We start from the raw sequence: 24,943 nt of genomic DNA on the forward strand, positions 1-24,943 counted from the left end.
GCTAGGATGAAAAAGATCGGATTTATCGGGTTAGGCGTAATGGGCCGGAACATGGCGCAAAATTTGCGGAATGCAGGGTATCCGCTTTTTGTCTATAACCGTACAAAAGAAAAGGCGGAGCCGCTTCTCAAAGCGGGAGCCGAATGGTGCAGCACGCCGGCGGAAACGGCTGCAAAATCAGATATCGTCATTACGATGGTCGGCTATCCGCACGATGTGGAAGAAGTGTATTTCGGTGAAAACGGACTGCTTGGCGCGGCGAAAGAAGGAACAATCCTGATCGATATGACCACTTCCACGCCGACCCTTGCCAAAAAGATTTATGAAGCGGCGAAAGCAAGACAGGTGAAGGCGCTCGATGCACCGGTTTCCGGCGGCGATATTGGGGCGCAAAAAGGCAATTTGACGATTATGGCAGGCGGCGACAAATCGGTATTTGAAGAAGTAAAACCGGTTTTTCACGTACTCGGGGAAAATATCGTGCTGCAGGGCGGCCCGGGATCCGGCCAGCATACAAAAATGTGCAACCAGATTGCCATAGCCTCCAATATGATCGGCGTGACGGAGTCGGTTGTGTATGCGCAAAAAGCAGGGCTCGATCCGGAAAAAGTGCTCAAATCCATCAGCGCCGGGGCAGCCGGAAGCTGGTCAATGTCCAATCTTGTTCCGCGGATGCTTGCGGGCGATTATTCTCCGGGCTTTTTTATCAAGCATTTTATTAAAGATATGAAAATCGCCCTTCATGAAGCGGAAAAAATGGGGCTTGACCTGCCGGGGCTTGCACTCAGCAAAAAATTATATGAAGAACTGGCCGCAAAAGGCGAAGAAAACAGCGGCACACAAGCATTGATTAAATATTGGTCCAAGTAAAGTTTGCCCGCCGGCATATGCCGGCGGGCTGTTTTAGTTTTATGCGGGCGGGAAGCCAGTATGGTTTAACGCAGGCTTCTATTCCTTAGGCGAACGCGGCGCCAGCAAAGGAATGAAAATATATTTCATTTTTAGTATGATACCCATTGCGCTTGAATGCGGCACCAGCGGGAAAAATGAGAATCAGCCGGCGCATCGTTTCAGGATAGGTTTGCAACAAACTTTTCCATGCGCGCAAGCCCTTTTTCGAGCTGATCCATGCTGCATGCGTAGGACATCCGGAACCAGCCTTCGCCGTACTTTGAAAAAGCGCTGCCTGGGACAACCGCGACTTTTTGCTGTTTTGCCAGATCGACCGCAAAATCGAAAGAGGACCGCTTCAACGCTTCCGGCACCTTCGCGAATACGTAAAAAGCCCCGTCCGGTTTCACATACCCGATGCCGATCTCATCCAGCCTCTTGCATACATAGTCTCTCCGTTTTTCATATTCCTTTTTCATGGCGTGTGCGTCATCGATGCCGGCTGTCAGCGCTTCAAGCGCCGCCATCTGGGAAATGGAAGGCGCGCACGACACATTATACTGGTGGACTTTTAAAACATGCTTTGTGAGCCATTCCGGCGCAAACACGAAGCCGATCCGCCAGCCGGTCATCGAGTGGGACTTTGAGACGCCGTTAATGACAATGGTCTGCTCCGGCAAAAACGAAGCGATCGAGGCGTGCTGCAGATTGTACGTTAACTCGCTGTAAATTTCATCGGCAAGAATAAAAATATCACGGCCGCGGATCAGGTCTGCGATTTCCTGCAATTCCGCCTTTTCGAGCGTCACCCCAGTCGGATTGGAAGGGTACGGCAAAATGATGCATTTCGTGTTGGCTGTAATAGCCTGGCGGATGAGATCTGCGGTTAGCTTAAACCGGTTTGCCCTTGTGTCTACATGCACCGGAACGGCTCCGCACAGGCGGATGGCTGGTTCATACCCCGGGTAAACAGGCCCGGGGAGGATAACTTCGGAACCGGGCGTCAATACGGTTCTGAGCGTAATATCGATCGCCTCGCTGGCGCCGATTGTGACTATGACTTCCGTTTCCGGTTTATAAGACAGGTTGTATTTCGTTTTGACAAATTGTGCTGCAGCCTTGCGCAAAGCAAGGTCGCCGGCATTGTGGGTATAGGTTGTCCTGTTTTCTTCAATGGCACGGATCCCTGCTTGCTTGACATGTTCCGGCGTTTTAAAATCGGGCTGGCCGATTGTAAATGAGACCATGTCTTCGATTCCGGCAACCATGTTTGAAAACTTGCGGATGCCGGATATTTCAATCTCCTGTACATGCGGGTTCAGTAAATGTTCCAAAACCGGTTTCCTCCCCTTTAACGGATTGCTTTTCATCAAATATGTATGTCCTGTTCTTCTTAATCTTACCACGCTTAAACATTTGTGAAAAAGCAATCTTTTCCGTTTGCCCTTTTTCAGGTGAAAAATTCCGGTCCATCTGCCGATATAATTCATGTGGGCAAATATTGAAAACCGGGCAGTGCAAAAATGCTCTGCGCCGGATTTTCATACGTTTTAGAACGAGGGGGCAAAAAATGATGAGTCTGGAGCACGATATTTTACTGGAAAGCGGCACAAATGAAGTTGAGATTGTAGAATTTTCTGTCGCACAAAATCATTACGGCATCAATGTCATTAAAGTGAAGGAAATTATCATGCCGGCTGCGGTCACCACCATTCCGCACGCCCATCCAAATATTGAAGGGATTATCCAGCTGCGCGGGGAAATACTGCCGGTTGTCAATTTGCGCAAAGTACTTGGGCATCCGCCGGAAACGGGCGAGGATGACAAATTTATCGTGACGGAGTTCAACCAGCAAAAAATCGTCTTTCATGTGGACAATGTTTCAAAAATCCACCGGTTTTCCTGGGATCAAATTGAAAAACCGTCCGGGATGTATGCAGGCACCGATACACAGGTGATCGGCGTAGTAAAGAAAGAAGACACGATGATTTTACTGCTTGATTTTGAAAAAATGATTGCGGAAATCAACCCGGAAGCAACGATCCGGGTGGAAGAAGTCAAAAAGCTTGGAAAGCGGGAGCGGAACAATAAACGGATTGTGATTGCGGAAGATTCCGGCCTGCTCAGGGAATTGCTCCGCGATACGCTGCTTGAAGCCGGGTATGAACAAATTGCGTTTTTTGAAAACGGGAAAGATGCATACGAATATTTATCCGGGATTGCAGAAAGCGGAAAAGAGATAAAGGATGAAGTCCAGCTTGTGATTACGGATATTGAAATGCCGCAAATGGACGGGCACCATTTAACGAAAAAAATAAAAGAAGACCCTGCCTTAAAAGTGCTGCCGGTGATCATTTTCTCATCGCTGATCACGGATGCCTTGAGGCATAAAGGGGAAATGGTCGGCGCCGATGCCCAAATCAGCAAGCCTGAAATCAACCAGCTGATCCTTGCGATGGACGAAAAAGTGCTGTAACGCAGAAAAGCCCCCGGCCAATCGCGGAGGGCTTTCCTGCATGGTTGCGTATCATTATTCATCCCGGGCGGGGTCTTTACCCGGTTTGGGGCTTTTCCATTATTTGGCTTGCACTTGCTGCGGCCATCCTTTAGAAAAAGGAGTCGCCCAGTTTTTTGAAAACCGGTTTGCAATTTTTCCTGCCGGTGCGGGGCTGCCCCGGTTGCTGCTGTTTTTCCGTGAGCCCGGTATACCGTTCAAGCAGTTGCTTTGCCTGGCTTAAAGGCATGCGGCATTTCGGGTTCCTTGTTTTATGGTCCAGGTAGCCGAGATGGGGGAGGTTTTTAAAATCGTCTTTTGACGGCGGAATATGAAACGTATAATCACCGCACTTTACAAGCACATCAGACTGTTGCTGGCTGTACTTCGGATGCTCGGAAAAGTGGAGCCCGACTTTCAGCGCTTTCCCTTCCCGGACCATTTTTTCGAGCGCTTTTTTCTTTAACAGGTACAGAAATTTTGGGTTGGTTGCGGTTTTCGCATGGCGATTGACCGTGAATACAGCATAAGAGAGGTTTTCGATTGTAGGTTGTAATGGAGCAGGTTTATGCGAATTCAAATAGAGAACTCCTTTCGTTTTTAATCATGTTACTTTTTAGTCAATTATACTACTTTTCGTTTATTTTGGAAAGAAAGCAACATAAAAATGCCCATTTTTTTACATACTTCTGCAGCCGTTTGTTTTATAATGGTTCAAGAGTTATGCGATCACAAGTCTGGGAGGAAACCAGTTCATGAAGCGATTGGTGCAGTTGAAATGGATTGTTGTTTTAGTATGGGCAATGATCAGCATTTTATTGGCATGGAAAGCGCCGGCAATGGAACCATTACTCAGGGAAAAAGGCCAGATTAAGGTTCCGGAAGGCTATGCCTCGCAACGGGCGGCTGAAATCAAAAGCCGGCACCAGCAGACAGAAAACCACGGTACAAGCGTCATCATCGTGTTCCATGACCGGGTGAAAATATCCGGCCATGAGATGGGGCGTATCCGGGGCACGCTTGAACGGCTGGAAAAAAATAAAAAACAATATGCGATTATGGGGCTGACAACTCATTTTCACGAGCCGGCCCTTAAAAGTGAGCTTGTCTCCAAAGACGGAAAAACGGTGATGGCCATTGCCAGCGTGGATCCGGGCGGAAAGTCTTTTAAAACAGTGCGCGCGGCTTTGCAGAAAGCGGTAAAAACGCCGGGCGTCGAGGTGATGATGACCGGCAACAGGCTGATCAATGAGGATGTCACGGACAGCTCGCAGGCGGGCTTGAAAAGAACAGAAGCGATTACGATTGTATTCATCCTGGCCGTCCTTGTGCTGGTGTACCGTTCAATCGTCGCGCCGCTCATTCCGCTTTTAACGGTTGGGCTTTCTTATCTTGTCAGCCAGTTTATCGTTGCGATACTCGTCGACAAGCTGGATTTTCCGGTTTCAAATTTTACGCAAATTTTTCTCGTTGCCGTTTTGTTCGGGATTGGCACGGATTATTGTATTTTGCTGCTCAGCCGCTTTAAGGAAGAACTGGCGGATGGCAAAGAAACAGTTGCGGCCATTCTTGCGACTTACCGTTCGGCCGGGAAAACGGTGCTGTTCAGCGGTATTGCCGTTCTGATCGGTTTTGCCTCGATCGGGCTTGCCAGTTCTAAACTGTACCAATCCGCTTCCGCCGTTGCGGTCGGGGTAGCCGTTTTGCTGCTTGCCTTGTTTTCAATTGTGCCGTTTTTTATGGCTGTGTTAAAGAAAGGGCTGTTCTGGCCTGTGCGCGGGGACATTTCCCAACATGAAAGCAAAATTTGGGAACGGGCCGGCCTTTTTGCGCTGGCAAGGCCGTTTCTTTCCCTTGCGATTGTGGCGGTGATCATGGTTCCGCTATTGATCAGCTATAACGGCAAGCTGTCTTTCAATTCACTTGATGAACTCGGGGACAACTACGATTCCGTAAAAGCGTTCAACATCATTGCCGCCAGTTTCGGCGCCGGGAAAGCGATACCGGTCGAAGTCGTCCTCGAAAATGACGAGTCTGTCAAATCAAAAGACTATCTCGCTTTAATCGAGAAAATCAGCGCGGATCTGGATAAAGTCCCGCATGTTGCACAAGTTCAAAGCGCGACAAGGCCGGACGGTTCGGTGATGAAAGAAATTTATGTCAAAAACCAAGCCAAAACATTGGGCGAAGGGCTGGAAAAAAGCCATAACGGCATTCAGAAAATCAAATCAGGATTAACGGGGGCATCCGGTTCTCTGGAAAACGCCAAATCAAAGTTTAAAGAAGCAACCGACGGGATCGGGGAGCTGGAGGCCGGTTCCGAAAAAATCTCAGCCGGCATGGGGAATTTGTCAAACTCGCTAAGCCGGATTGAAGAAGGCATCCGGAACGGTTCCGCGGGCGCGGACGAACTGAAAAGCGGGGTAAAAAACGCCCAGCAGCAGGCAAGGGAACTGCAGTCCGGCTTTAACCAGCTGTATGAAAAATACCAACTCGTCCAGTCCGGCATCCGCCAGTTTATCAGCCAAACGGACCAGTTGCCAGCTGATGTTCCGGAGCAGATCGGCTCCCTGCAAGCGGCTTACCGGGCGTTTTTAAAAGACAATCCTGAAGCGGCGCACGACCCGCAATTCCAAAAAGTGCAGCAGGCGATGAATGAGCTCGGGCTCGGCACCGGCAATGGCAATGATACAATTGCCAGCCTGTACCGCCAGATTGACACCGTCACAGCAACTTTGGAAAGCGTGGACGCAAAACTTTCAGCTATTTCCGCCGGGCTTGGCCGCTTTGCTGACGGGTTTACGCCGATCATCAACGGGCTTGATCAGCTTGAAACCGGTTTGAACCAGACTGCAGCAGGCCAGAACGAAGTGATCCGGAAAATCCCGGCGCTGCAAAAAGGGATTCAGGGGATCACGGACGGCCAGGCACAGCTGAAAACCGGCCTCAGTACGTTCGGAACCCATATGAATGAGCTTTCCGCCGGCCTTGATAAAAGCGCGGCAGGACTCGGGAAAATCGAATCCGGGTTGTACGATGCCGGTTCTTATCTGAATGATTTGGCGGATGAAACAAGTATGGAACAGTCCGGCATTTATATTCCGGATGCCCTGCTTTCAAATGCGGATTATCAGAAAGCGCTGGGCCATTATATTTCGAAAGACGGAAAAATGGTGACTTTTCATCTGATATTAACTGAAAACCCGTATTCCAACAGGGCAATGGCGGATATTGGCCATATCAACCGGGCGTTAAAAGACGCTGTAAAGGGGACAAAATTGGAAAATGCCCATATCGGGATCGGCGGCGTGTCAAGCATCAATCGCGATTTGGGTAAGATGTCAAAAGCGGATTACGCGCGTACTGTCACTTTTATGCTGATCGGGGTGGCTGCCGTGCTGATGATTTTCTTACGGTCAATCGTCATGCCGCTCTATCTGCTGGCATCCCTTCTTATCACCTATTTTGCATCCGCCGGTTTGACGGAGGCCATTTTTGTCCATCTGCTTGGCTACCCGGGTATCAGCTGGGCGGTGCCGTTCTTCGGTTTTGTTATTTTAATCGCGCTTGGCACCGACTACTCCATCTTTTTGATGGAACGGTTCAATGAATACCAGCATTTGCCTGCAAAAGAAGCAATTTTGCTTGCGATGAAAAAGATGGGAACCGTTATTCTTTCCGCAGAAGTCATTCTTTCCGGCACTTTTGCGGCAATGATGCCGTCCGGCGTTTTATCGTTGCTGCAAATTGCCACCCTTACACTTACTGGTCTTCTGTTTTATGCTTTGATCATGCTGCCTTTGTTTGTGCCGGTGCTTGTAAAAATGCTTGGCAAGGCAAATTGGTGGCCCTTTATCGCAAATCAGGAGTAAAAAGGGGCGGATGGGCGGATCACTTCCGGTAATGAAGCGCATGAAAGGCAAGCGAACGGCTGCGGGACCCGGCAAATGGATGGCCGGCCAGGCGGAAAGGAACGGGCCCGGATTTCCCGCCCGCACTTTCCGCCCCGTTTTTTTGTATTTCAACTATGCTTTTCGTACATTTCCCTGTAAAATAGAAATATACTTTTTACCTGAATTTTCAGCATCAGCAAGCATTTTCTTGATGAGAAAAAGGATGATATTATGGACAATTCGAAAGCTGAAGGACAAACAAAGAAACTCCAGGAACTGCCAATTGATATTTTTTTCAGCCGGGATTTTCTTTCCAAGCTTTCCGAGACGGTCAGTGTTTTGAAAGTGGAAAATGGGCCGACGTTTAAAAATTGACCAGTCTTTTGTCCGGGAACTGGAAAACAGCCAAAAAGACGCGGCCATTACAAGAACGATCATCCATCTCGCCCACCAGCTCGGGCTTGAAGTCGTCGCGGAAGGGGTGGAGGAACAAGGGCAGGTGAAGTTTTTGCAATCGGCCCGCTGCCAGAAAGCGCAAGGATATTTCTTCAGCCGGCCTGTCCCCGCCGAAGAAGTGGAAAAGCAGCTGTTTGTGTAAAATCCGTCCGGTTAAATTGTCAAAACGTATTTTCTTTTCCCCTGACTAATGGTACATTGTATGGTATGGTATGGTATAGTATAGAAAAAAGTACTTCACCAAGACGGCTCTTTCTATCGTTTTCGGTGCCAGCCGGAATCCGGGCCGCATTTTTGGACACGGAAGGAGCGTTCAAAATGAGCGAAAGAATGGACATGATTTTTATCCCGGCTGAGGCTGGATATATTAAAATTTACGTTTTCGGATTTTTGCGTGACAGTGCCTGGGGGCAGGCGTTTGCGGAATATAACGGCCTGACGGTTGTGGTAAAAGGCTATAACCGCAAGAAAACGATCATCCGGGCATTAACGAAGCTGCATGAGTCCTTATTAAAATTAAAAAAAGATTCTTAGGTTCATACGCCATGGAAGCACCTTGGCCGGGGCGCCGGGATAGTTTGCGACGGTATCCGGAAGTTTGCCGAAGCCGTTGAATTTTTTTATATAAAATGAATGGCTGCTCATTCATGGAAGGGGAGAAGGTTAATGAAAGAAAAAGTTGTCATCGTAACAGGCGGTTCAAGCGGAATGGGGAAGGCAATGGCGGTTAAATTTGCGCAGTCGGAAGCAAAAGTTGTCATTACAGGAAGAGATGAAGAAAAATTAAGGGCTACAAAAGCGGAATTGCTCCGTTACCATTCCGATATCTTCACGGTGCAAATGGACGTCCGAAAGCCGGAAGATGTAGAGAGAATGGTGGAAGAGACAGACAAAAAATTCGGGCACATTGATTTTCTTGTCAACAATGCCGCCGGAAACTTTATCTGTCCGGCGGAAAAATTATCGGTAAACGGCTGGCATGCGGTCATCAATATTGTTTTAAACGGGACATTCTATTGTTCCCGGGCAGTTGGAAACTACTGGATAGAAAAAAAGATCAAAGGGAGCATCCTCAATATGGTCGCGACTTATGCCTGGGGGGCAGGAGCTGGCGTTGCCCATTCAGCAGCGGCAAAAGCGGGTGTGTTATCCTTAACACGTACGCTTGCGGTGGAATGGGGAAAAAAATACGGCATCCGCGTGAATGCGATCGCGCCCGGCCCGATTGAAAGAACAGGCGGGGCGGGCAAGCTGTGGGAATCGGAAGAAGCGGCCCAAAGGACATTAAACAGTGTCCCGCTCGGGCGGCTCGGAACGCCGGAAGAAATTGCCGAACTTGCTTTTTTCCTGTTTTCGCCCCATGCCGCATATATCAATGGAGAAGTGGTTACAATGGACGGCGGCCAGTGGCTGAATCAGCATCCTTTTTAAACGGCCGCGAAAGGAGCGGATTATGCAGCAACTAAAAAAAGAACATTTTATTACCCATTTTTCAGCGGAAAACAAGCCGGCTTACAAAGTCCGGCTGGACGAAACGTTTGCCGTGGAGACGTTTGATTGCTACGGCGGAAAAATCACCTCGGAAAGCCAGCTCAGGACGGAAGTGGACATTCCATTTATAAACCCGGCGACCGGCCCGATTGAGATCGAAGGCGTGAAAAAAGGCGACATCCTTTGTGTCGGCATTCAAAATATTGAGCTGGATGAAGCCGGTGTCATGGTGCTTTACCCCGGGATGGGGGCACTCGGCGAAGAGGTAAAAGAAACCGATACGCGCATCATCCGCGTAAAGGACGGTAACATCCAGTTTAACAGCCGCCTTCACTTTCCGGCTGCCCCGATGATCGGCGTCATCGGCGTTGCCCCGGAAAAAGGCGCAGTGCTTTGTGAAATACCCGGAGACCATGGCGGCAATATGGATACGAGATGGATCACGGCGGGGTCGAAATTGTACCTCCCCGTTTTCCATGACGGCGCCCTGCTTGCGCTCGGCGATCTTCACGCCGCAATGGGGGACGGGGAACTGGATGGTTCAGGCGTGGAAATTGGCGGTAAAGTCACCCTGCAATGCACGAAACTGGCCGGCGCTCCCGCCATCGGCATGCCGGTCGTTGAAACCGACCGCGCATGGTTTTTGATTTCATCGGCAGAAACCGTGGAAGCGGCGGCGAAAAAAGGGATGCGAGCGGCTGCAAACAGGTTCCGGGCTGCATTCGGGCTCGGGTTTAATGATGCCTACAGGCTTTTGAGCGCCACATGCTCCCTTGAAATCAGCCAGATTGTAAATCCGCTTGTGACGGTCAGAATAGCCGTGCCGAAAGCTGTTTTGCCCGATTTGTTCGCGCCGGGCCCGCTGCTTTAAATGCAGGGCACTGGAAAAGTATTCAAGAAACGGTAAGGCACTAAATGGCGGTGTCTCGCCGTTTTTATGTTTTCTTTTGGCCTTTTCAGCGGCTTCTTTTAAAGCAGGGGGTTTTTCTGCGGGACAAATCGAAAAAATGGTACAAGGTCTTCCCCGATTTCGGATAAAATAAGGACAGAAACGGCACAAAATGAAAAAATTTGCCGCCGCTCCCTTTTCTAAGCGAAGGTTTTACTGTAAAATTCGAATGGGACAGGTTATCATTTGTGTGAATAAAAGGGTGAATGCCGTCATTCAAAACCGGCACTCACGTTCGTCGAAAGGAGTCCATTATGTCTCAATTATTAGGTATTATCCAAAGGCTGCAGGCGATGCAGGAAGCAAAAGATACAGGGGAAGTCCAGCAACGGCGTTTTGAAGTGAACGGCAAGGCGCTCTGCCAGGTGAAATTTTTTCCACAAACCGGAACGTTTGAACTGGAAGTATTCGACGGGCAGAAACACGCCAGCAAGTACCAGTTTGACGACCTGGATATTGCCGCCATCGAAATTTTTGATATCGTCCAGGAAGGCTCTGATAGTTAAAAAATTTTTTCGCTCGGCATAAAGCCGGGCGTTTTTCTTTCGTCAATCAAGCCCTGTTTATGATAAAATAGTAGTGATTCATCATGCATCAACGGCAAACGAAATAAGCATCTCCTCTTGAAGGTTTTGTACCTGAAAATACGGAAGAAAAGGAGATTTTTGCAAGATGATTTCATTGCAGAGCCAGGAATTTCTTGAACCGAAAATCATGGATTTTATGATCCCGTCTGAAAAAGTGGCCCATGTGCAGGTTGGAAACAGCCTGGAACATGCTTTGCTCGTGCTGACGAAAAGCGGGTATGCCGCTGTTCCGGTTTTGGACGCCAGCTACCGGCTGCACGGCCTGATCAGTTCCGCGATGATCACCGATTCCATTTTGGGGCTGGAACGGATTGAATTTGAAAAACTGGGCGAGATTAAGGTGGAACAGGTCATGAAGGCGGACATTCCGCGGCTAAATGTGCATGACAATTTTGAAAAAGCGTTGCGTTGGCTTGTTGACCACAATTTTTTATGTGTCGAAGACGATGAAGGATTTTTTGCTGGCATTTTTACAAGGCGCTCGCTTCTGAAAGAATTGAACCATCATATTCATAAATTGAATCATTTTTAGCGGCGGCACCGCGCAAATGGCTGCGCGGTCCGTTTTTCCATAAACCAAAGAAAACGGATTGGGGTTAACATGAATTTTTCGGAGTGCCAGTTACTGTCTGTTTTAGCACAGGAGTTAAATATGCGGAAGGCAGCTGAACGCCTGTTTGTATCGCAGCCGGCCTTGTCGCAAAGGCTGCAGTCGGTTGAAAGGCAGTGGGGGGCGCAATTGTTTCTCCGCACGCAAAAAGGGTTGATCATAACGCCTGAGGGGGAACTGGTCATCCAGCTCGCCAATGAAATGCTCGAAAAGGAAGAAAATGTGCGGGAAGCCATCCGCACGCTCGACTCAAAAGTGCACGGGACATTAAAAATCGCCTGCGCCACGATCGTCGGCCAAAACTGGCTGCCGAAAGTGCTGAAAACATTCGTTGAAAAATATCCGGATGCAAAAATCTCGCTTGTCACGGGCTGGAGCAGTGAAATTTTGCGGTCCATTTACGAAGATGAAGTCCATATCGGCATTGTCCGCGGTTTGAATGAATGGAAAAGCACGAAAATCCATTTGTTTGAAGACCCGCTCTTTCTCGTGGACCAGGAAATTGACACCCTTGAAAAGCTGCCGGCTGCCGACCGGCCGTTTATCCAGTTTAAAAGCGATTCAAATTATTATCAGGAAATGATGGACTGGTGGCACCGCGAGTTTCAAACTTCCCCGAAACAAACAATCGTAGTGGACCAGATCGAAACGTGCAAGCAAATGGTTTTTAACGGCATCGGTTATGCGATTTTGCCTGCGATCACGCTGGACGGGGCGGAAATCCGCCATCTGCACAAAATTCCGCTCAAAGGGGAAGGCGGGGAGCCGCTGAAACGCGACACATGGCTCCTCGGTTATGACGCCGCGTTTCAATTGAAGCAGGTCCGCGCTTTTGTAAAAGTGGTGCGTGAATTTATTGCGGCACAGCCCCATATCCTTTAAAATGAACATATGCGCAAACTATCACATTTATCGGCGAATCAGCTGTCAGGAGGCATACATATGGACATGATGGATGCAAATGAGATCATTTCATTCATAGCAAACAGCAAAAAATCAACACCTGTAAAAGTATATGTGAAGGGAAATGTCGATGGTCTTGATTTCGGTGAGTCAGCCCGCGTTTTCGCAGGCGGCGGCATGGCTGTCATCTTTGGCGAATGGGAAGAGATTTCGGCCGTGCTGGAAGCAAACCGTGGCAAAATCGCGGATTATGTCGTGGAAAATGACCGCCGCAACTCGGCCATTCCGCTTCTCGATTTAAAAGGAATCAACGCCCGTATTGAACCTGGCGTCACGATCCGTGACCGTGTTGAAATCGGCAATAATGCCGTCATTATGATGGGGGCCGTGATCAATATTGGTGCCGTTATTGGAGAAGGCACGATGATCGACATGAACGCCGTTTTAGGCGGCCGGGCAACAGTCGGGAAGAACTGCCATATCGGAGCCGGCGCCGTGCTTGCCGGGGTCATTGAACCGCCTTCTGCAAATCCGGTTGTCATTGAGGATGATGTATTAATCGGAGCGAATGCTGTGATCCTGGAAGGCGTACGCGTCGGAAAAGGGGCGGTTGTGGCAGCCGGTGCGGTCGTCACGCAAGATGTGCCACCGCATACCGTTGTTGCAGGCATTCCGGCAAAAGTGATCAAAGAAATTGACGAAAAAACAAAATCCAAAACCGAAATCATGAAAGATCTTAGAAATTTGTAAGCCGGAAGGACGGGTGCCAAAAAACGGTGCCCGGCCTTTTTTGCCATACCGGAAAGGAAGGGCTGGATATGGAAACGAATTTGATTGCCATCAGGCGGGATCTGCATCGGATTCCCGAGCTCGGATATCAGGAGCATAAAACACAGCGGTACATCCTTGATTTTATTTCGCGTTTGCCGAAAGGCCATCTTGAAGTGAAAACATGGAAAACCGGGGTGCTTGTAAAAGTAAAGGGGACCCGCCCCAAAAAAAAGATCGGTTACCGGACGGATATAGACGGCCTGCCGATCAAAGAAGAGACAGGCTTCCCGTTTCAATCGGAACACGAAGGAAACATGCATGCGTGTGGCCACGATTTTCATATGGCGATCGCACTCGGGATTTTATCGCATTTTGCAAGCCGGCCCGTTAAGGATGATCTGATCTTTATTTTTCAGCCGGCAGAGGAAGGGCCTGGAGGGGCGGAAGCGATGCTAGAAGAAGTGCTGCGCAATGAATGGCGGCCGGACCTTGTGATGGCGCTTCATGTTGCGCCGGAATACCCGGCCGGCACGGTAGCGGTAAAAAAGGGGCTGCTGTTTGCCAATACATCCGAACTGTATATTGACCTGGAAGGAAAGGGCGGGCATGCGGCCTATCCGCAGCATACAAAGGATATGGTGGTGGCGGCGGCCCATCTGGTGACCCAGCTCCAGTCCATTATCTCACGCAATATCGACCCGCTCGACAGCGCAGTGGTGACCATCGGGAAAATCACTGGCGGCACGGTTCAAAATGCAATCGCGGAACATGCGCGCCTTGAAGGGACGATCCGCACGTTATCAAGCGAAGCCATGGAAAAAGTGAAGCACAGGATTGAAGCAATCACAAGCGGGCTTTCGGCTGGTTTTGAGTGCCGGGCGGAAATTGATTACGGCTGCAATTATTACCAGGTGTTCAATCATCCGGAAGAGACCGCCCGCTTTATGGATTTTGTCCGAAGCTACGGCGGAGCGCACCTGCATGAATGCAAGGAAGCTTTGACAGGGGAGGATTTCGGCTATATGCTGAAAGAAATCCCCGGCTTTATGTTCTGGCTCGGGGTCGGGTCGCCATACGGGCTGCATCATGCCAAATTTGCGCCGGATGAACGTGCGCTCAGGACCGCTGCCGATTTGATGGTATCCTATATTTTATCGTTGCAGTAAAAAAGAAGGGGGGCACCCCTTCTTTTTTTGCGGCGCTATTCCTCTTTTTTGGAAAGGCAATGGTCGCATTCCAGCATGTACGATTCTGCTTGTTCTTCAATCGGCTGGCCGCATTCAGGGCATTGTTTCGCAGGCAATGTTTTGAAAAATTCAACTGGGCTCATCATCATTTTTCATCCATCTCCTTTTTCGTGTTTGGAATCATATCGGCTGTTATAAAACCATCGATGATGCCGCAATGTCGGGCCCGGGCTGTCGCGGCAAAAAAAGTATGTTTTATAACAACAAAACATTTATCTTTCTGTTATAATACAGTATATACCCTGAAATTTGTTTTGTACAGTCCTTTTTGCAAAAAAATAAAAAATTCTTTTCAGGCGGGAGGAAAAAATTCGGGAAGCATTTTCCCCTGCAAAATGCCGGGCCTTTCAAACAGGCATACAAAAAAGCACCTCGATAACGGAGGCGCTGAAAAAGTGTGTTTTAAAGATGCAAAAAAACAGCGGGACACGCTGAATGGTGGTGCCCCGCCGTTTTTTGTTTTCGTTTGGACTTTCTGGCGGCTTCCTAGCAGAATGCCCCTTTTTTAAACTTCCATAATAATCGGCATAATCATCGGCCGGCGTTTCGTTTTTTCGTATAAAAACGGCGCCAGCGTATCTGTTATTTCGTTTTTGATTTCTGCCCATTGCGTCGTTTTTCGTTCCATTACTTTATTCAAGTGCTTTGTGATGATTGTTTGCGCTTCGTTGATCAAATCGCCGGATTCACGCATGTACACAAAGCCCCTTGAAATAATATCAGGGCCGGATGCAATTTTAAACTCGTTCATATTGATGGCCACAACGACAATGACGAGCCCTTCTTCAGAGAGGATGCGGCGGTCGCGCAAAACGATATTGCCGATATCGCCGATGCCGCTCCCATCGATATAGACAGAGCCGGACGGGATTTTGCCGGCAATTTCTGCGGTGTCATGGCCGAGCGCCAGCACTTCGCCATTATCCATGATAAAGCAGTTTTCTTCCGGGACGTCGCAGTCAATGGCAAGCTTGGCATGCGTCCTGAGCATCCGGTATTCCCCGTGGATCGGCATAAAATACTTCGGTTTGATCAGCCGCAGCATCAGCTTCTGTTCTTCCTGCCCGCCATGGCCTGATGTGTGCACATTGTTCAGCGAGCCGCTGATAACGTCGGCGCCGGCGCGGTACAGCAAATTAATCGTCCGGTTAATGCTCGTCGTATTGCCCGGAATCGGGGAGGAAGAAAAGACGACGGTATCGCCGGGCTGGATCTGGATCTGCCGGTGCGTGCCGTTTGCAATTCTGGACAGCGCCGCCATCGGTTCGCCCTGGGTGCCGGTGCAAAGAATGGTCACCCGGTTGGCCGGCAGGCGGTTCAATTGCTGTGTGTCAATAAACGTATCTTTCGGGGCGCGAATATAGCCCAGATCATGGCCAATTTCAATCGCCGCTTCCATGCTGCGCCCGAACACGGCAATTTTCCGCCCTGCCAGAACAGCCGCTTCCGTCACCTGCTGAAGGCGGTGAATATTGGAGGCAAACGTGGCAAAAATAATCCGCCCGTCCACTTTCCGGAAAATATCCTGGATGCTTTCCCCAACACGCCGTTCTGACATCGTAAAATGCGGCACTTCGCTGTTCGTGCTGTCGGACAAAAGGCAAAGCACGCCTTCTTTTCCGATTTCGGCCATTTTCGTTAAGTTAGCCGGCTCGCCCACCGGTGTAAAGTCAAACTTGAAGTCGCCAGTGTGCACGATATTACCCGGCGGCGTTTTGACGACAATGCCGTAAGAATCCGGGATGCTGTGTGTCGTCCGGAAAAATGCGACAGATGTTTTCCGGAATTTAATCACATCGTCTTCTTTGATTTCAATCAGCTTTGTCTGCCGGAGAAGGCCGTGCTCTTCCAGCTTGTTCCGAATAAGGCCGAGTGCAAGCTTCCCGCCGTAAATCGGGACATTGATCTGGCGCAGCAAATACGGAATGCCGCCGATATGGTCTTCATGCCCGTGCGTGATAAACAGGCCCTTGATTTTGTCCGCGTTTTTCACGAGGTAGGTGTAATCCGGGATGACATAGTCGATTCCGAGCAGTTCATCTTCGGGAAATTTGATGCCTGCATCAATTAAAATCATTTCATCTTGAAATTGTACGCCATAAGTGTTTTTTCCGATTTCGCCCAATCCGCCGAGGGCGAAAACCGCTGTCTGATCATTTTTAACAAATTTCATACAGTTACTCCGTTAATTTAAAATTATCCTGCTGCTTTTCGTATTCAAGATATTTTCCCTCAAGCAGCTGGATGTATTCAATGTTGATTCGGCGGTCTTTCAACTTTTGGCGTACTTCCCTTTCCGATCCGGCTTCAATATAGAACGTCTTCGTGTTTTCCCGGACAGGAATTTCTTCAGGATTTTCCTGGTAATACACTTTGTAAATCATGATTAATCTCTCCTTGCTCCGTTTTCAATTGTAACTTTTTCTATTATATATAAATCATGGCGCATATCACAACTTTTTCATGGCCTTTTTTCATAAAGAAAAGAATAATCCCTCCTGGAAAAGAGGGATTCAAAAGTTCAGGCGATTAACTTTTTGCGCAGCATATCTTTCCACTGTTTTAAAAGCTTCTTCCTCAGCTTTTTTAACATTGTGGATCAACTCCCTACTTCTATTGTAATATTAATTTGGATATTGTAAAGGCGTGCGGCTCATTCTTGTCCTTTATTATATGTAGGGAAAAGGCGGAAGCGTCACGCCAAAATATGACAATTTCCGGCAGGCCGGGAAAAATTGCGCAAAAAATGGTAGCGTTTGCAACAACGCCCGGGCCCGGCGGAACCGGTTTTCCTGAAAACCTTCTCCAGCAACGTTTCCGCTTTTATAGTACAGATTTAAATACACATTGATACAGTTTTTCCAAACAGAATGATTCGGTATATTAGAAAAATATTGGATAGAAAAAGCGTTTATAATTGACGCTTTTTTATTTTTCATGTACTCTATATATGTTGAATATAGTGTTGTATTAGTCACTTCCGCTTTTTCATTGATACAGCGCATTTTTGGCAGGTCAAAAATGATTGCGGTTACTTGAAGGAATTGTCGGTTTCTGCTGTAAACACACATTTTTTAAAATCGGCGAAATTGTATCTTCATATATGCGGATAAAGAAAGGATTGGTGAACGGGATGGCTTCACGCACAAAGTTTGATGAAGTAAAGACGCTTCATGACATTGAAGAAAGATTTGAAACAGTCCAAATTTTAAATGAAGAAGGGAAAATTGTAAACGATTCCCTCATGCCTGATTTAACGGATGAACAGCTTCAGGAAATGATGCGGAGAATGGTATATACCCGCATTCTTGATCAGCGGTCCATCTCCCTGAACCGCCAGGGCCGCCTCGGGTTTTACGCACCGACTGCCGGCCAGGAAGCTTCCCAGATTGCTTCCCATTTTGCACTTGAAAAAGAGGACTTCATTCTCCCGGGATACCGCGATGTGCCGCAGCTGATTTGGCATGGCCTTCCGCTTGAACAGGCATTTTTATGGTCGCGCGGGCATGTGGACGGGATGAAAGGCATTGAAAAATTGAACATCCTCCCGCCGCAAATCATTATCGGCGCCCAGTATGTGCAGACTGCCGGCGTTGCGCTCGGCATTAAAAAACGCGGCAAAAAGGCCGTTGCAGTGACGTATACAGGGGACGGCGGCAGTTCACAAGGGGACTTTTACGAAGGCATCAACTTTGCGGGCGCCTTTAAAGCCCCGGCTGTTTTTATTGTCCAAAACAACCAGTTCGCGATTTCAACGCCGCGCTCCGTGCAAACCGCGGCCAAAACACTGGCGCAAAAAGCGGTGGCTGCAGGCATCCCGGGAATTGTGGTGGACGGTATGGACCCGCTTAGTGTATATGCGGCGGTAAAACGCGCACGCGAACGCGCTCTCGCTGGCGAAGGGCCTTCCCTGATTGAAACGATCTGCTACCGTTTCGGCCCGCATACAATGAGCGGGGACGACCCGACACGTTACCGTACGGAAGACCTTGACAATGAATGGGCGAGAAAAGATCCACTTGTCCGTTTCCGCAAGTTTCTGGAACAGAAAAACCTGTGGAGCGAAGAGCAGGAAAATGGAACAATCGAACAGGCGAAAGAAGATATTAAAGCTGCCATTAAGAAAGCGGATAGCGCGCCGAAACAGAAAGTGACGGATCTGATCTCCGTGATGTACGAAGAACTTCCGCAAACCTTAAAGGAACAATACGAATTTTACCAAGTAAAGGAGTCGAAATAAGCCATGGCCCAATTAACGATGATACAGGCAATTACGGATGCGCTCAGGACCGAGTTAAAAAATGATGAAAATGTTTTGGTATTCGGTGAAGATGTCGGCGTAAACGGCGGCGTCTTCCGGGCAACGGAAGGGCTGCAAAAAGAGTTCGGCAAAGACCGCGTCTTTGATACGCCGCTCGCCGAATCCGGCATCAACGGGCTTGCCATCGGGCTTGCGCTCCAGGGTTTCCGGCCGGTTCCTGAAATCCAGTTTTTCGGTTTTGTTTTTGAAACCATGGATTCAATCCACGGCCAGATGGCGAGATACCGGTTCCGCACCGGCGGGGATTTGAAAATGCCGATTACAATACGCGCTCCTTTCGGCGGGGGCGTGCATACGCCGGAAATGCATGCGGACAGCCTCGAAGGACTCATGGCGCAAACACCGGGCATCAAAGTTGTGATTCCGTCCACGCCTTATGATGCGAAAGGGCTGCTGATCTCCGCGATCCGGGACAATGACCCGGTCGTTTTCCTCGAACATATGAAACTGTACCGTTCTTTCCGGGAAGAAGTGCCGGAAGAAGAATATACGATTCCGCTCGGAAAAGCAGATGTAAAACGGGAAGGAAAAGATATTTCGATTATCGCTTACGGCGCAATGGTCCATGAATCATTGAAAGCAGCGGATGAACTTGGAAAAGAAGGATACTCCGCAGAAGTGGTTGATCTCCGCACAGTCAGCCCGCTTGATGTGGAAACGATTGTGGCGTCTGTGGAAAAAACAAACCGCGCCATTGTCGTCCAGGAAGCACAGCGCCAGGCCGGCGTTGCGGCAAACGTCGTTGCGGAAATCAACGAACGCGCGATTTTGAGCCTGGAAGCGCCGGTATTGCGTGTAACGGCCCCGGATACCGTTTATCCGTTCTCGCAGGCGGAAGGCGTTTGGATTCCGACCTATAAAGATATTTTGGAAAAAGCAAAAGAGGCATTGACATTCTAAACCGGTTTTTGCCGTAAGAGGGTTATGGCGGCGCGCTGAACCGGGATACATTCCAATCGAGTTTTTGCTGCACCTTGAATGGGGCGCATTTTGAAAAAAGGAGCGTGAACACCTTGTCATTTGAATTCAGGCTGCCGGATATCGGCGAAGGGATCCATGAAGGCGAAATTGTAAAATGGTTTATTAAACCGGGCGATAAAGTTTCGGAAGACGACGTGCTCTGTGAAGTGCAAAATGACAAATCGGTTGTCGAAATTCCGTCCCCTGTGGAAGGGACCGTTGAAGAAATTCTTATTGACGAAGGAAGCGTCGCAGTTGTCGGTGATGTCCTTGTAAAATTCGATGCGCCCGGATATGAAAATCTTCAATTTAAAGGGGACCATGGGCACGATCAGAAAGAAGAAGCAGCAGAAAGTGCAAAATCGGAACCGGCAAAACAGGAAACAGCTGAAACTGCCAAGCCTGCTGAAAAAGAAGCAGAACACGGATCCGAATCCGCGGATCGCCGCGTGATCGCGATGCCATCCGTGCGGAAATATGCCCGTGAAAAAGGCGTCGATATCCGGCTTGTGTCCGGAACCGGAAAAAACGGCCGCGTGCTCCGCGAAGATATCGATGCGTATGTGAACGGGCCGCAGCAGACGGAAACGGAAGCCGGCAAAACCGAAGCACAGGCGCCTGATTCCCAAGATGCTGTGCCTGAAGGGGAATTCCCTGAAACACGCGAACCGATGAGCGGCATCCGCAAAGCGATTGCAAAAGCGATGGTCAACTCGAAACAAACCGCGCCGCATGTTACGCTGATGGATGATGTCGATGTGACGGCACTGGTCGCGCACCGGAAAAAATTCAAAGAGATCGCGGCAGAAAAAGGCATCAAACTGACTTTCCTGCCATATGTCGTAAAAGCGCTCGTCAGCACGCTGCGGGAATACCCGGTTTTAAATAGTTCGATTGATGATGAAACGAATGAAATCATCCATAAGCATTATTACAATATCGGGATTGCCGCTGATACGGAGCGCGGCTTGCTTGTGCCGGTCGTCAAACACGCCGACCGCAAACCGGTATTTGCGGTTTCCAAAGAAATTAATGAACTGGCTGAAAAAGCAAGAGATGGAAAGCTTGCCCCGAACGAAATGAAAGGCGCTTCCATTACGATTTCCAATATCGGTTCCGCCGGCGGGCAATGGTTTACACCGGTTATCAACCGTCCGGAAGTGGCTATTTTAGGAATCGGCCGGATTGCAGAAAAGCCGGTCGTTAAAAACGGTGAAATTGTTGCAGCGCCTGTACTGGCGTTGTCGCTCAGTTTTGACCACCGTATCATCGATGGTGCCACCGCACAAAATGCGTTAAATCATATCAAACGTTTGTTGCATGATCCAGAACTTTTATTAATGGAGGCGTAATCTGATGGTTGTAGGAGATTTTCCAATTGAAACCGACACAATTGTAATCGGCGCAGGGCCTGGTGGATATGTCGCGGCCATCCGGGCAGCCCAGCTCGGCCAAAAAGTGACGATCGTTGAAAAGCAGTTTATCGGCGGGGTTTGCTTAAATGTAGGATGCATTCCTTCAAAAGCGCTCATTTCGGCGGCGCACCGCTATGAATACGCAACGGAATCCGAGGCGCTCGGCATTGCCGTTGAAAATGCAAAAATTGATTTTGGGAAAATGCAGGAATGGAAATCCGGCGTCGTGAAAAAACTGACCGGAGGCGTAGAAAGCCTGTTAAAAGGCAACAAAATTGACATCGTCCGCGGGGAAGCCTATTTTGTCGATGACCATACGCTTCGTGTAATGGACGAGAAATCAGCGCAAACCTATACGTTTAAAAATGCGATTCTCGCAACCGGTTCGCGACCGATTGAAATCCCTTCTTTCAAATTTTCAGAACGCGTCATTGATTCAACTGGCGCGCTGAGTTTGAAGGAAATTCCGGAAAAACTCGTCATTATCGGCGGCGGCGTCATCGGAATGGAACTCGGGACAACCTATGCAAAATTCGGGACGAAAGTAACGATTTTGGAAGGGGCAAAAGACATTATCGGCGGCGCGTTTGAAAAACAAATGACTTCCCTCGTTGTCCGCAAGCTGAAAAAACGGGGTGTCGAAATTATCACGGAAGCGATGGCAAAAGGCGTGGAAGAGAAGGAAAACGGCGTAGTTGTCACGTATGAAGCAAAAGGCCAGGAACAAAAAGTGGAAGGCGATTATGTGCTGGTTACGGTCGGGCGCCGTCCAAACACAGATGAACTCGGCCTTGAACAGTTGAATTTAAAGATGACAGACAGAGGCATTATCGAAGTGGATAAACAGTGCCGGACAAGCGTGCCGAATATTTATGCCATCGGTGATATTGTCCCGGGCCCGCAGCTTGCCCACAAAGCCTCCTATGAAGGGAAGATTGCGGCCGAAGCCATTTCCGGGCAGCCGGCCGAAGTGGATTACCTCGGCATTCCGGTCATTGTCTTTTCTGATCCGGAACTGGCAACGGTCGGCTATACAGAACAGCAGGCAAAAGAAGAAGGCATTGATTATGCAGTCGGCAAATTCCCGTACGGCGCGAACGGGCGGGCACTTGCCCTTGAAGCCGGCGAAGGTTTCGTCAAACTGATTACACGCAAAGAAGACGGGCTGTTGATCGGTGGCCAAATCGTCGGGATCAGCGCTTCTGATATTATTTCGGAAATCGGCCTTGCAATCGAAGCGGGCATGACAGCGGAAGATATCGCGCTGACGATCCATGCCCACCCGACATTAGGGGAAATTACGATGGAAGCGGCCGAAGCGGCACTCGGCACCCCGATCCATATTTTAAAATAATGATTTTAAAGGCTTCACACCGGGAAGGCTGCCCCGGCGTGAAGCCTTTTTCCGTTTGAAAGCGCCGCTTTAAGGCTATAACAGTAACAGCTGCATATGCGGACAGTTTTCCGCTTTGAAAGACAAGGTTATAACGGCGAAACCGCGTGCATATTTTGAATTATAATGAAAGGTGCAGGTGGGACAATGAAATGTACGGTGGCATTTTTATTCCAGATCATGATATGGAGCGGTTTTAAACTGGCAGCGTGGCTGTCCGGACACGATCCGGCTATTTTTACCGCCGCCCTGTTCATTATCTTTTTATTCATTGCCTTTGCCTTGGCAAAATCAATTGTGCATTCGCTCCGGGCTGCATCTGGGGTAACGGCGTTGAGTCTCGCTGCATACGGGCTTGCGGAAATATCTTTTTCAAAACTGATTTTCTAAAACAACCACAAAATGATCCCACTTTCAATTGTATAACACAATTTAAATTATGTTATACAAAATCCTTGATTTTTTCTCCAGTATGACATATTATAATGTTACAAGCGGTTACAAAACTCGCAAAGGGGAGGAAAATCGGATGGGAATCATTGTTTGCCAATCATGCGATGCCATGATTGACCACGTTGAGGAAGAAAAAGTATCCGTGCTTTACTCAACGTGTGACCAATGTAAACACGAAGAAGAATAGTCCTGAAGTGTAGCACTTGATTTTTCAATGCATGCGTCCATTTTCTCTCAGCCGGCTTGTTGCCCGGCTTTTTTTTGCGTTATGGGATAAAAAAGCAGGCGGGGAGGCCCCGCCTGCTTTTTCAAACTTATTGAATGGCATGATGTTCTTTAATGACGCGGATCGTTTGCAATGTTTCGTCTTCAGGCCCCTGTACGGGAAGGCCGGCTTCGATGTTTTTCCGGATATAGGCAATGTTTTCTTCCGTAATGATTTCCCCTGGGATAAAAATCGGAATGCCCGGCGGATAGACCATGACAAACTCGGCAATAATCCTGCCGGCAGAACTGGAAAGCGGAACGGATTCCGTCTCGGCATAAAAGGCATCACGCGGCGAGAGGGCAAGCGATGGGATTTCGGGAAGCATCACTTTCACCCCCACTTTGCCGGACAAATGCGAGAAGGTTTCGGACAAGCTGTGTAAAGCCTCAACGAGCAAATCCAGTTCCGTTTCTGTATCCCCGGGCGTCACAATGCAAAGAATATTATACAAATCAGAGAGTTCCACTTCTATATGGTAGGTTTCACGCAGCCATTTTTCCGCATCGTGGCCGGTGATCCCCAAATCTTTTACAGAGATGATCAGCTTCGCCGGATCGTAATCATAAGTCGCTTTCGTTTGGAGAATCTCGCTTCCGGCGCAATACAAATGATCGATTTCGTTTATACGCTCCCGTGTTTTTTGCGCAAGGCGGGTTGTTTCCTTGATGATCGTGCTTCCCTCTGTTGCAATCCTTTTTCGGGCGACATCGAGCGAAGCCAGTAAAATGTAGGAAGTGGACGTGGTCGTCAGCATGCTGAAAATGCTTTGAACACGTTTCTTCGATACAAGCTCTTCTTTCAGATTCAAGATCGAACTTTGTGTCAGCGATCCGCCAAGCTTGTGGACGCTCGTTGCGGCCATATCCGCGCCGGCCTGCATGGCGGAAACCGGCAGTTCATCGTCAAAATGAATATGGACGCCGTGTGCCTCGTCCACCAGCACCGGGACATGATAGGCATGGGATATATCCACAATACTTTTCAAATCAGCGGAAATGCCGTAATAGGTCGGATTAATGACCAGGACGGCTTTTGCATCGGGATGTTGCTTGAGCGCTTTGGAAACGGATGCCGGTGTAATGCCGTGTGAAATGCCAAGCACCTGATCCACTTCCGGGTGGATAAAAACGGGCACGGCGCCGGAAAACACAATCGCAGACATCACCGATTTATGGACATTGCGCGGCACGATGATTTTATCGCCCGGCCCGCAGACGCTCATCACCATGGCCATAATTGCGCCGCTCGTCCCTTGTACGGAAAAAAACGTAGCATCCGCCCCGAATGCTTCCGCGGCAAGCTTCTGCGCCTCCTCGATCATGCCGTGGGGCTGGTGAAGATCATCGAGCGGCTCGATATTAATTAAATCCAGTTTTAATACATTGTCGCCGATGAATTTGCGAAAATCAGGATCCATCCCGCGCCCGGTTTTATGGCCGGGAATATGGAATTGGACGGGATTTCGTTCAATATGCCGGAGTAGCCCGGTGTATAACGGCGTGTGATACTGTGACAATCATTCCACCTCTTTATCTCATTACTGGCTTTTGAAGAAAAACAAGATGGATTATAGCATTCCAGCCGCGGTTTTTAAATAGTTTTTCTTTGCACAGGGAAAAAACAAGCCGGAAGCGGGCGATGGAAAAAGATAAAGCGCATAAAGCATGGAGAAATGAGGGGAAGCTAGACGGTGAGTGTACAGGCGGAAGAAAGCCGTGGGCAAACCGTTCTTTAAAACGGATAGCAGCCCCCTTGTATTCCGGCGGATTGCGGCATGATTGCCCGGGCGGAAGCGATTCAGGTAAAATAGAACGGGTATACTGAAGAAAAGCGAGGTGGTT

The 24,943-nt window shown here is 48.9% G+C and carries 25 protein-coding genes; 19 read left to right on the plus strand and 6 right to left on the minus strand.

The features are described 5' to 3' along the window. The first annotated feature begins 6 nt into the window (after positions 1-6). Entirely contained in the window at positions 7-870 is an 864-nt protein-coding gene (locus NSU00_RS05080; RefSeq protein WP_029141708.1) for an NAD(P)-dependent oxidoreductase, read from the plus strand. 200 nt (positions 871-1,070) lie between these two features. Here the strand turns inward: NSU00_RS05080 and NSU00_RS05085 are convergent, their stop codons facing one another. Further along, positions 1,071-2,225 carry an aminotransferase A gene (locus NSU00_RS05085; protein WP_014095626.1) on the minus strand — a complete coding sequence of 385 codons (1,155 nt, stop codon included), beginning with the start codon at positions 2,223-2,225 and terminating at the stop codon, positions 1,071-1,073. A 236-nt stretch (positions 2,226-2,461) separates the two neighbouring features. Between NSU00_RS05085 and NSU00_RS05090 the strand changes: the two genes are divergently transcribed. Next, entirely contained in the window at positions 2,462-3,367 is a 906-nt protein-coding gene (locus tag NSU00_RS05090; RefSeq protein ID WP_118498782.1) for a chemotaxis protein, read from the plus strand. Positions 3,368-3,497: 130 nt separating this feature from the next. Here the strand turns inward: NSU00_RS05090 and NSU00_RS05095 are convergent, their stop codons facing one another. Then, on the minus strand, positions 3,498-3,965 hold the full coding sequence (locus NSU00_RS05095) for a YkyB family protein (protein WP_029141710.1): 468 nt from the start codon (positions 3,963-3,965) through the stop codon (positions 3,498-3,500). Between the two features lie 175 nt (positions 3,966-4,140). Between NSU00_RS05095 and NSU00_RS05100 the strand changes: the two genes are divergently transcribed. The 11 genes from NSU00_RS05100 to NSU00_RS05150 all read left to right on the plus strand — a co-directional run bounded on the left by NSU00_RS05100 (position 4,141) and on the right by NSU00_RS05150 (position 14,211). Further along, positions 4,141-7,257, plus strand: a complete 3,117-nt coding sequence (locus tag NSU00_RS05100; protein ID WP_340703509.1) for an MMPL family transporter — start codon at positions 4,141-4,143, stop codon at positions 7,255-7,257. 252 nt (positions 7,258-7,509) lie between these two features. Beyond that, positions 7,510-7,653 (plus strand): hypothetical protein, encoded by a 144-nt coding sequence (locus NSU00_RS05105; protein WP_207368379.1) that lies wholly within the window; start codon positions 7,510-7,512, stop codon positions 7,651-7,653. Continuing rightward, on the plus strand, positions 7,631-7,876 hold the full coding sequence (locus tag NSU00_RS05110) for an EAL domain-containing protein (protein ID WP_412734205.1): 246 nt from the start codon (positions 7,631-7,633) through the stop codon (positions 7,874-7,876). Before NSU00_RS05105 ends, NSU00_RS05110 begins: the two co-directional genes overlap by 23 nt. A gap of 176 nt (positions 7,877-8,052) precedes the next feature. After that, entirely contained in the window at positions 8,053-8,268 is a 216-nt protein-coding gene (locus NSU00_RS05115; RefSeq protein WP_013858905.1) for a hypothetical protein, read from the plus strand. Positions 8,269-8,400: 132 nt separating this feature from the next. Then, positions 8,401-9,165: a 2,4-dienoyl-CoA reductase gene (gene fadH / locus NSU00_RS05120; protein WP_340703510.1), complete on the plus strand. Its 765-nt coding sequence runs from the start codon at positions 8,401-8,403 to the stop codon at positions 9,163-9,165. A 22-nt stretch (positions 9,166-9,187) separates the two neighbouring features. Next, complete coding sequence (locus tag NSU00_RS05125) at positions 9,188-10,096, plus strand: acetamidase/formamidase family protein (protein ID WP_340703511.1); 909 nt, start codon at positions 9,188-9,190, stop codon at positions 10,094-10,096. A gap of 332 nt (positions 10,097-10,428) precedes the next feature. Further along, positions 10,429-10,680, plus strand: coding sequence for a YkuJ family protein (locus tag NSU00_RS05130; protein WP_013858910.1), 252 nt, complete (start codon positions 10,429-10,431; stop codon positions 10,678-10,680). A 166-nt stretch (positions 10,681-10,846) separates the two neighbouring features. Beyond that, on the plus strand, positions 10,847-11,293 hold the full coding sequence (gene cbpB, locus NSU00_RS05135; protein ID WP_013858911.1) for a cyclic-di-AMP-binding protein CbpB: 447 nt from the start codon (positions 10,847-10,849) through the stop codon (positions 11,291-11,293). A 69-nt stretch (positions 11,294-11,362) separates the two neighbouring features. Further along, positions 11,363-12,253 carry a LysR family transcriptional regulator gene (locus NSU00_RS05140; RefSeq protein WP_081105598.1) on the plus strand — a complete coding sequence of 297 codons (891 nt, stop codon included), beginning with the start codon at positions 11,363-11,365 and terminating at the stop codon, positions 12,251-12,253. Between the two features lie 60 nt (positions 12,254-12,313). Then, the gene (gene dapD / locus NSU00_RS05145; protein ID WP_013858913.1) at positions 12,314-13,024 is read left to right on the plus strand and encodes a 2,3,4,5-tetrahydropyridine-2,6-dicarboxylate N-acetyltransferase; all 711 of its coding nucleotides are present in this window, start codon (positions 12,314-12,316) and stop codon (positions 13,022-13,024) included. Between the two features lie 68 nt (positions 13,025-13,092). Then, positions 13,093-14,211, plus strand: coding sequence for an amidohydrolase (locus NSU00_RS05150; RefSeq protein WP_017554361.1), 1,119 nt, complete (start codon positions 13,093-13,095; stop codon positions 14,209-14,211). 35 nt (positions 14,212-14,246) lie between these two features. Here NSU00_RS05150 and yhfH read toward each other — a convergent pair whose 3' ends face one another. The 3 genes from yhfH to NSU00_RS05165 all read right to left on the minus strand — a co-directional run bounded on the left by yhfH (position 14,247) and on the right by NSU00_RS05165 (position 16,676). Continuing rightward, positions 14,247-14,381, minus strand: a complete 135-nt coding sequence (yhfH, locus tag NSU00_RS05155) for a protein YhfH (RefSeq protein ID WP_013858915.1) — start codon at positions 14,379-14,381, stop codon at positions 14,247-14,249. 416 nt (positions 14,382-14,797) lie between these two features. Then, the gene (rnjA, locus tag NSU00_RS05160; protein WP_019721913.1) at positions 14,798-16,465 is read right to left on the minus strand and encodes a ribonuclease J1; all 1,668 of its coding nucleotides are present in this window, start codon (positions 16,463-16,465) and stop codon (positions 14,798-14,800) included. Between the two features lie 4 nt (positions 16,466-16,469). After that, a complete protein-coding gene (locus tag NSU00_RS05165) occupies positions 16,470-16,676 on the minus strand; it encodes a DNA-dependent RNA polymerase subunit epsilon (protein WP_019721914.1) in 207 nt (68 codons plus the stop codon). Positions 16,677-17,425: 749 nt separating this feature from the next. On the opposite strand from NSU00_RS05165, the gene pdhA reads away from it, so the two are divergent. From pdhA to NSU00_RS05195, 6 genes are all read left to right on the plus strand, one after another. Continuing rightward, positions 17,426-18,532: a pyruvate dehydrogenase (acetyl-transferring) E1 component subunit alpha gene (gene pdhA, locus NSU00_RS05170; RefSeq protein WP_340703512.1), complete on the plus strand. Its 1,107-nt coding sequence runs from the start codon at positions 17,426-17,428 to the stop codon at positions 18,530-18,532. Between the two features lie 3 nt (positions 18,533-18,535). Then, positions 18,536-19,513, plus strand: a complete 978-nt coding sequence (locus NSU00_RS05175; protein ID WP_013858919.1) for an alpha-ketoacid dehydrogenase subunit beta — start codon at positions 18,536-18,538, stop codon at positions 19,511-19,513. A 113-nt stretch (positions 19,514-19,626) separates the two neighbouring features. Beyond that, on the plus strand, positions 19,627-20,925 hold the full coding sequence (locus NSU00_RS05180) for a dihydrolipoamide acetyltransferase family protein (protein WP_118498768.1): 1,299 nt from the start codon (positions 19,627-19,629) through the stop codon (positions 20,923-20,925). 4 nt (positions 20,926-20,929) lie between these two features. Continuing rightward, positions 20,930-22,342: a dihydrolipoyl dehydrogenase gene (gene lpdA, locus NSU00_RS05185; protein ID WP_118498766.1), complete on the plus strand. Its 1,413-nt coding sequence runs from the start codon at positions 20,930-20,932 to the stop codon at positions 22,340-22,342. Between the two features lie 186 nt (positions 22,343-22,528). Next, a complete protein-coding gene (locus NSU00_RS05190; protein WP_118498764.1) occupies positions 22,529-22,771 on the plus strand; it encodes a hypothetical protein in 243 nt (80 codons plus the stop codon). A 139-nt stretch (positions 22,772-22,910) separates the two neighbouring features. After that, positions 22,911-23,021, plus strand: a complete 111-nt coding sequence (locus NSU00_RS05195; protein ID WP_073193828.1) for a GapA-binding peptide SR1P — start codon at positions 22,911-22,913, stop codon at positions 23,019-23,021. Positions 23,022-23,148: 127 nt separating this feature from the next. On the opposite strand, the gene NSU00_RS05200 is transcribed toward NSU00_RS05195, so the two are convergent. Beyond that, a complete protein-coding gene (locus NSU00_RS05200; RefSeq protein ID WP_340703513.1) occupies positions 23,149-24,618 on the minus strand; it encodes an aminotransferase class I/II-fold pyridoxal phosphate-dependent enzyme in 1,470 nt (489 codons plus the stop codon). Between the last annotated feature and the right edge of the window lie 325 nt (positions 24,619-24,943).

The sequence above is a fragment of the Weizmannia sp. FSL W8-0401 genome (assembly GCF_038009125.1).
GTDB lineage: Bacteria > Bacillota > Bacilli > Bacillales > Bacillaceae_C > Weizmannia > Weizmannia coagulans.

Excerpts from the sequence above, each read along its gene's own strand:
- NSU00_RS05080 (WP_029141708.1), top strand. The coding sequence starts at position 7 with ATGAAAAAGATCGGATTTATCGGGTTAGGCGTAATGGGCCGGAACATG.
- NSU00_RS05090 (WP_118498782.1), top strand. The coding sequence starts at position 2,462 with ATGATGAGTCTGGAGCACGATATTTTACTGGAAAGCGGCACAAATGAA.
- NSU00_RS05100 (WP_340703509.1), top strand. The coding sequence starts at position 4,141 with ATGAAGCGATTGGTGCAGTTGAAATGGATTGTTGTTTTAGTATGGGCA.
- NSU00_RS05105 (WP_207368379.1), top strand. The coding sequence starts at position 7,510 with ATGGACAATTCGAAAGCTGAAGGACAAACAAAGAAACTCCAGGAACTG.
- NSU00_RS05110 (WP_412734205.1), top strand. The coding sequence starts at position 7,631 with ATGGGCCGACGTTTAAAAATTGACCAGTCTTTTGTCCGGGAACTGGAA.
- NSU00_RS05115 (WP_013858905.1), top strand. The coding sequence starts at position 8,053 with ATGAGCGAAAGAATGGACATGATTTTTATCCCGGCTGAGGCTGGATAT.
- fadH (WP_340703510.1), top strand. The coding sequence starts at position 8,401 with ATGAAAGAAAAAGTTGTCATCGTAACAGGCGGTTCAAGCGGAATGGGG.
- NSU00_RS05125 (WP_340703511.1), top strand. The coding sequence starts at position 9,188 with ATGCAGCAACTAAAAAAAGAACATTTTATTACCCATTTTTCAGCGGAA.
- NSU00_RS05130 (WP_013858910.1), top strand. The coding sequence starts at position 10,429 with ATGTCTCAATTATTAGGTATTATCCAAAGGCTGCAGGCGATGCAGGAA.
- cbpB (WP_013858911.1), top strand. The coding sequence starts at position 10,847 with ATGATTTCATTGCAGAGCCAGGAATTTCTTGAACCGAAAATCATGGAT.
- NSU00_RS05140 (WP_081105598.1), top strand. The coding sequence starts at position 11,363 with ATGAATTTTTCGGAGTGCCAGTTACTGTCTGTTTTAGCACAGGAGTTA.
- dapD (WP_013858913.1), top strand. The coding sequence starts at position 12,314 with ATGGACATGATGGATGCAAATGAGATCATTTCATTCATAGCAAACAGC.
- NSU00_RS05150 (WP_017554361.1), top strand. The coding sequence starts at position 13,093 with ATGGAAACGAATTTGATTGCCATCAGGCGGGATCTGCATCGGATTCCC.
- yhfH (WP_013858915.1), bottom strand. The coding sequence starts at position 14,381 with ATGATGATGAGCCCAGTTGAATTTTTCAAAACATTGCCTGCGAAACAA.
- rnjA (WP_019721913.1), bottom strand. The coding sequence starts at position 16,465 with ATGAAATTTGTTAAAAATGATCAGACAGCGGTTTTCGCCCTCGGCGGA.
- NSU00_RS05165 (WP_019721914.1), bottom strand. The coding sequence starts at position 16,676 with ATGATTTACAAAGTGTATTACCAGGAAAATCCTGAAGAAATTCCTGTC.
- pdhA (WP_340703512.1), top strand. The coding sequence starts at position 17,426 with ATGGCTTCACGCACAAAGTTTGATGAAGTAAAGACGCTTCATGACATT.
- NSU00_RS05175 (WP_013858919.1), top strand. The coding sequence starts at position 18,536 with ATGGCCCAATTAACGATGATACAGGCAATTACGGATGCGCTCAGGACC.
- lpdA (WP_118498766.1), top strand. The coding sequence starts at position 20,930 with ATGGTTGTAGGAGATTTTCCAATTGAAACCGACACAATTGTAATCGGC.
- NSU00_RS05190 (WP_118498764.1), top strand. The coding sequence starts at position 22,529 with ATGAAATGTACGGTGGCATTTTTATTCCAGATCATGATATGGAGCGGT.
- NSU00_RS05195 (WP_073193828.1), top strand. The coding sequence starts at position 22,911 with ATGGGAATCATTGTTTGCCAATCATGCGATGCCATGATTGACCACGTT.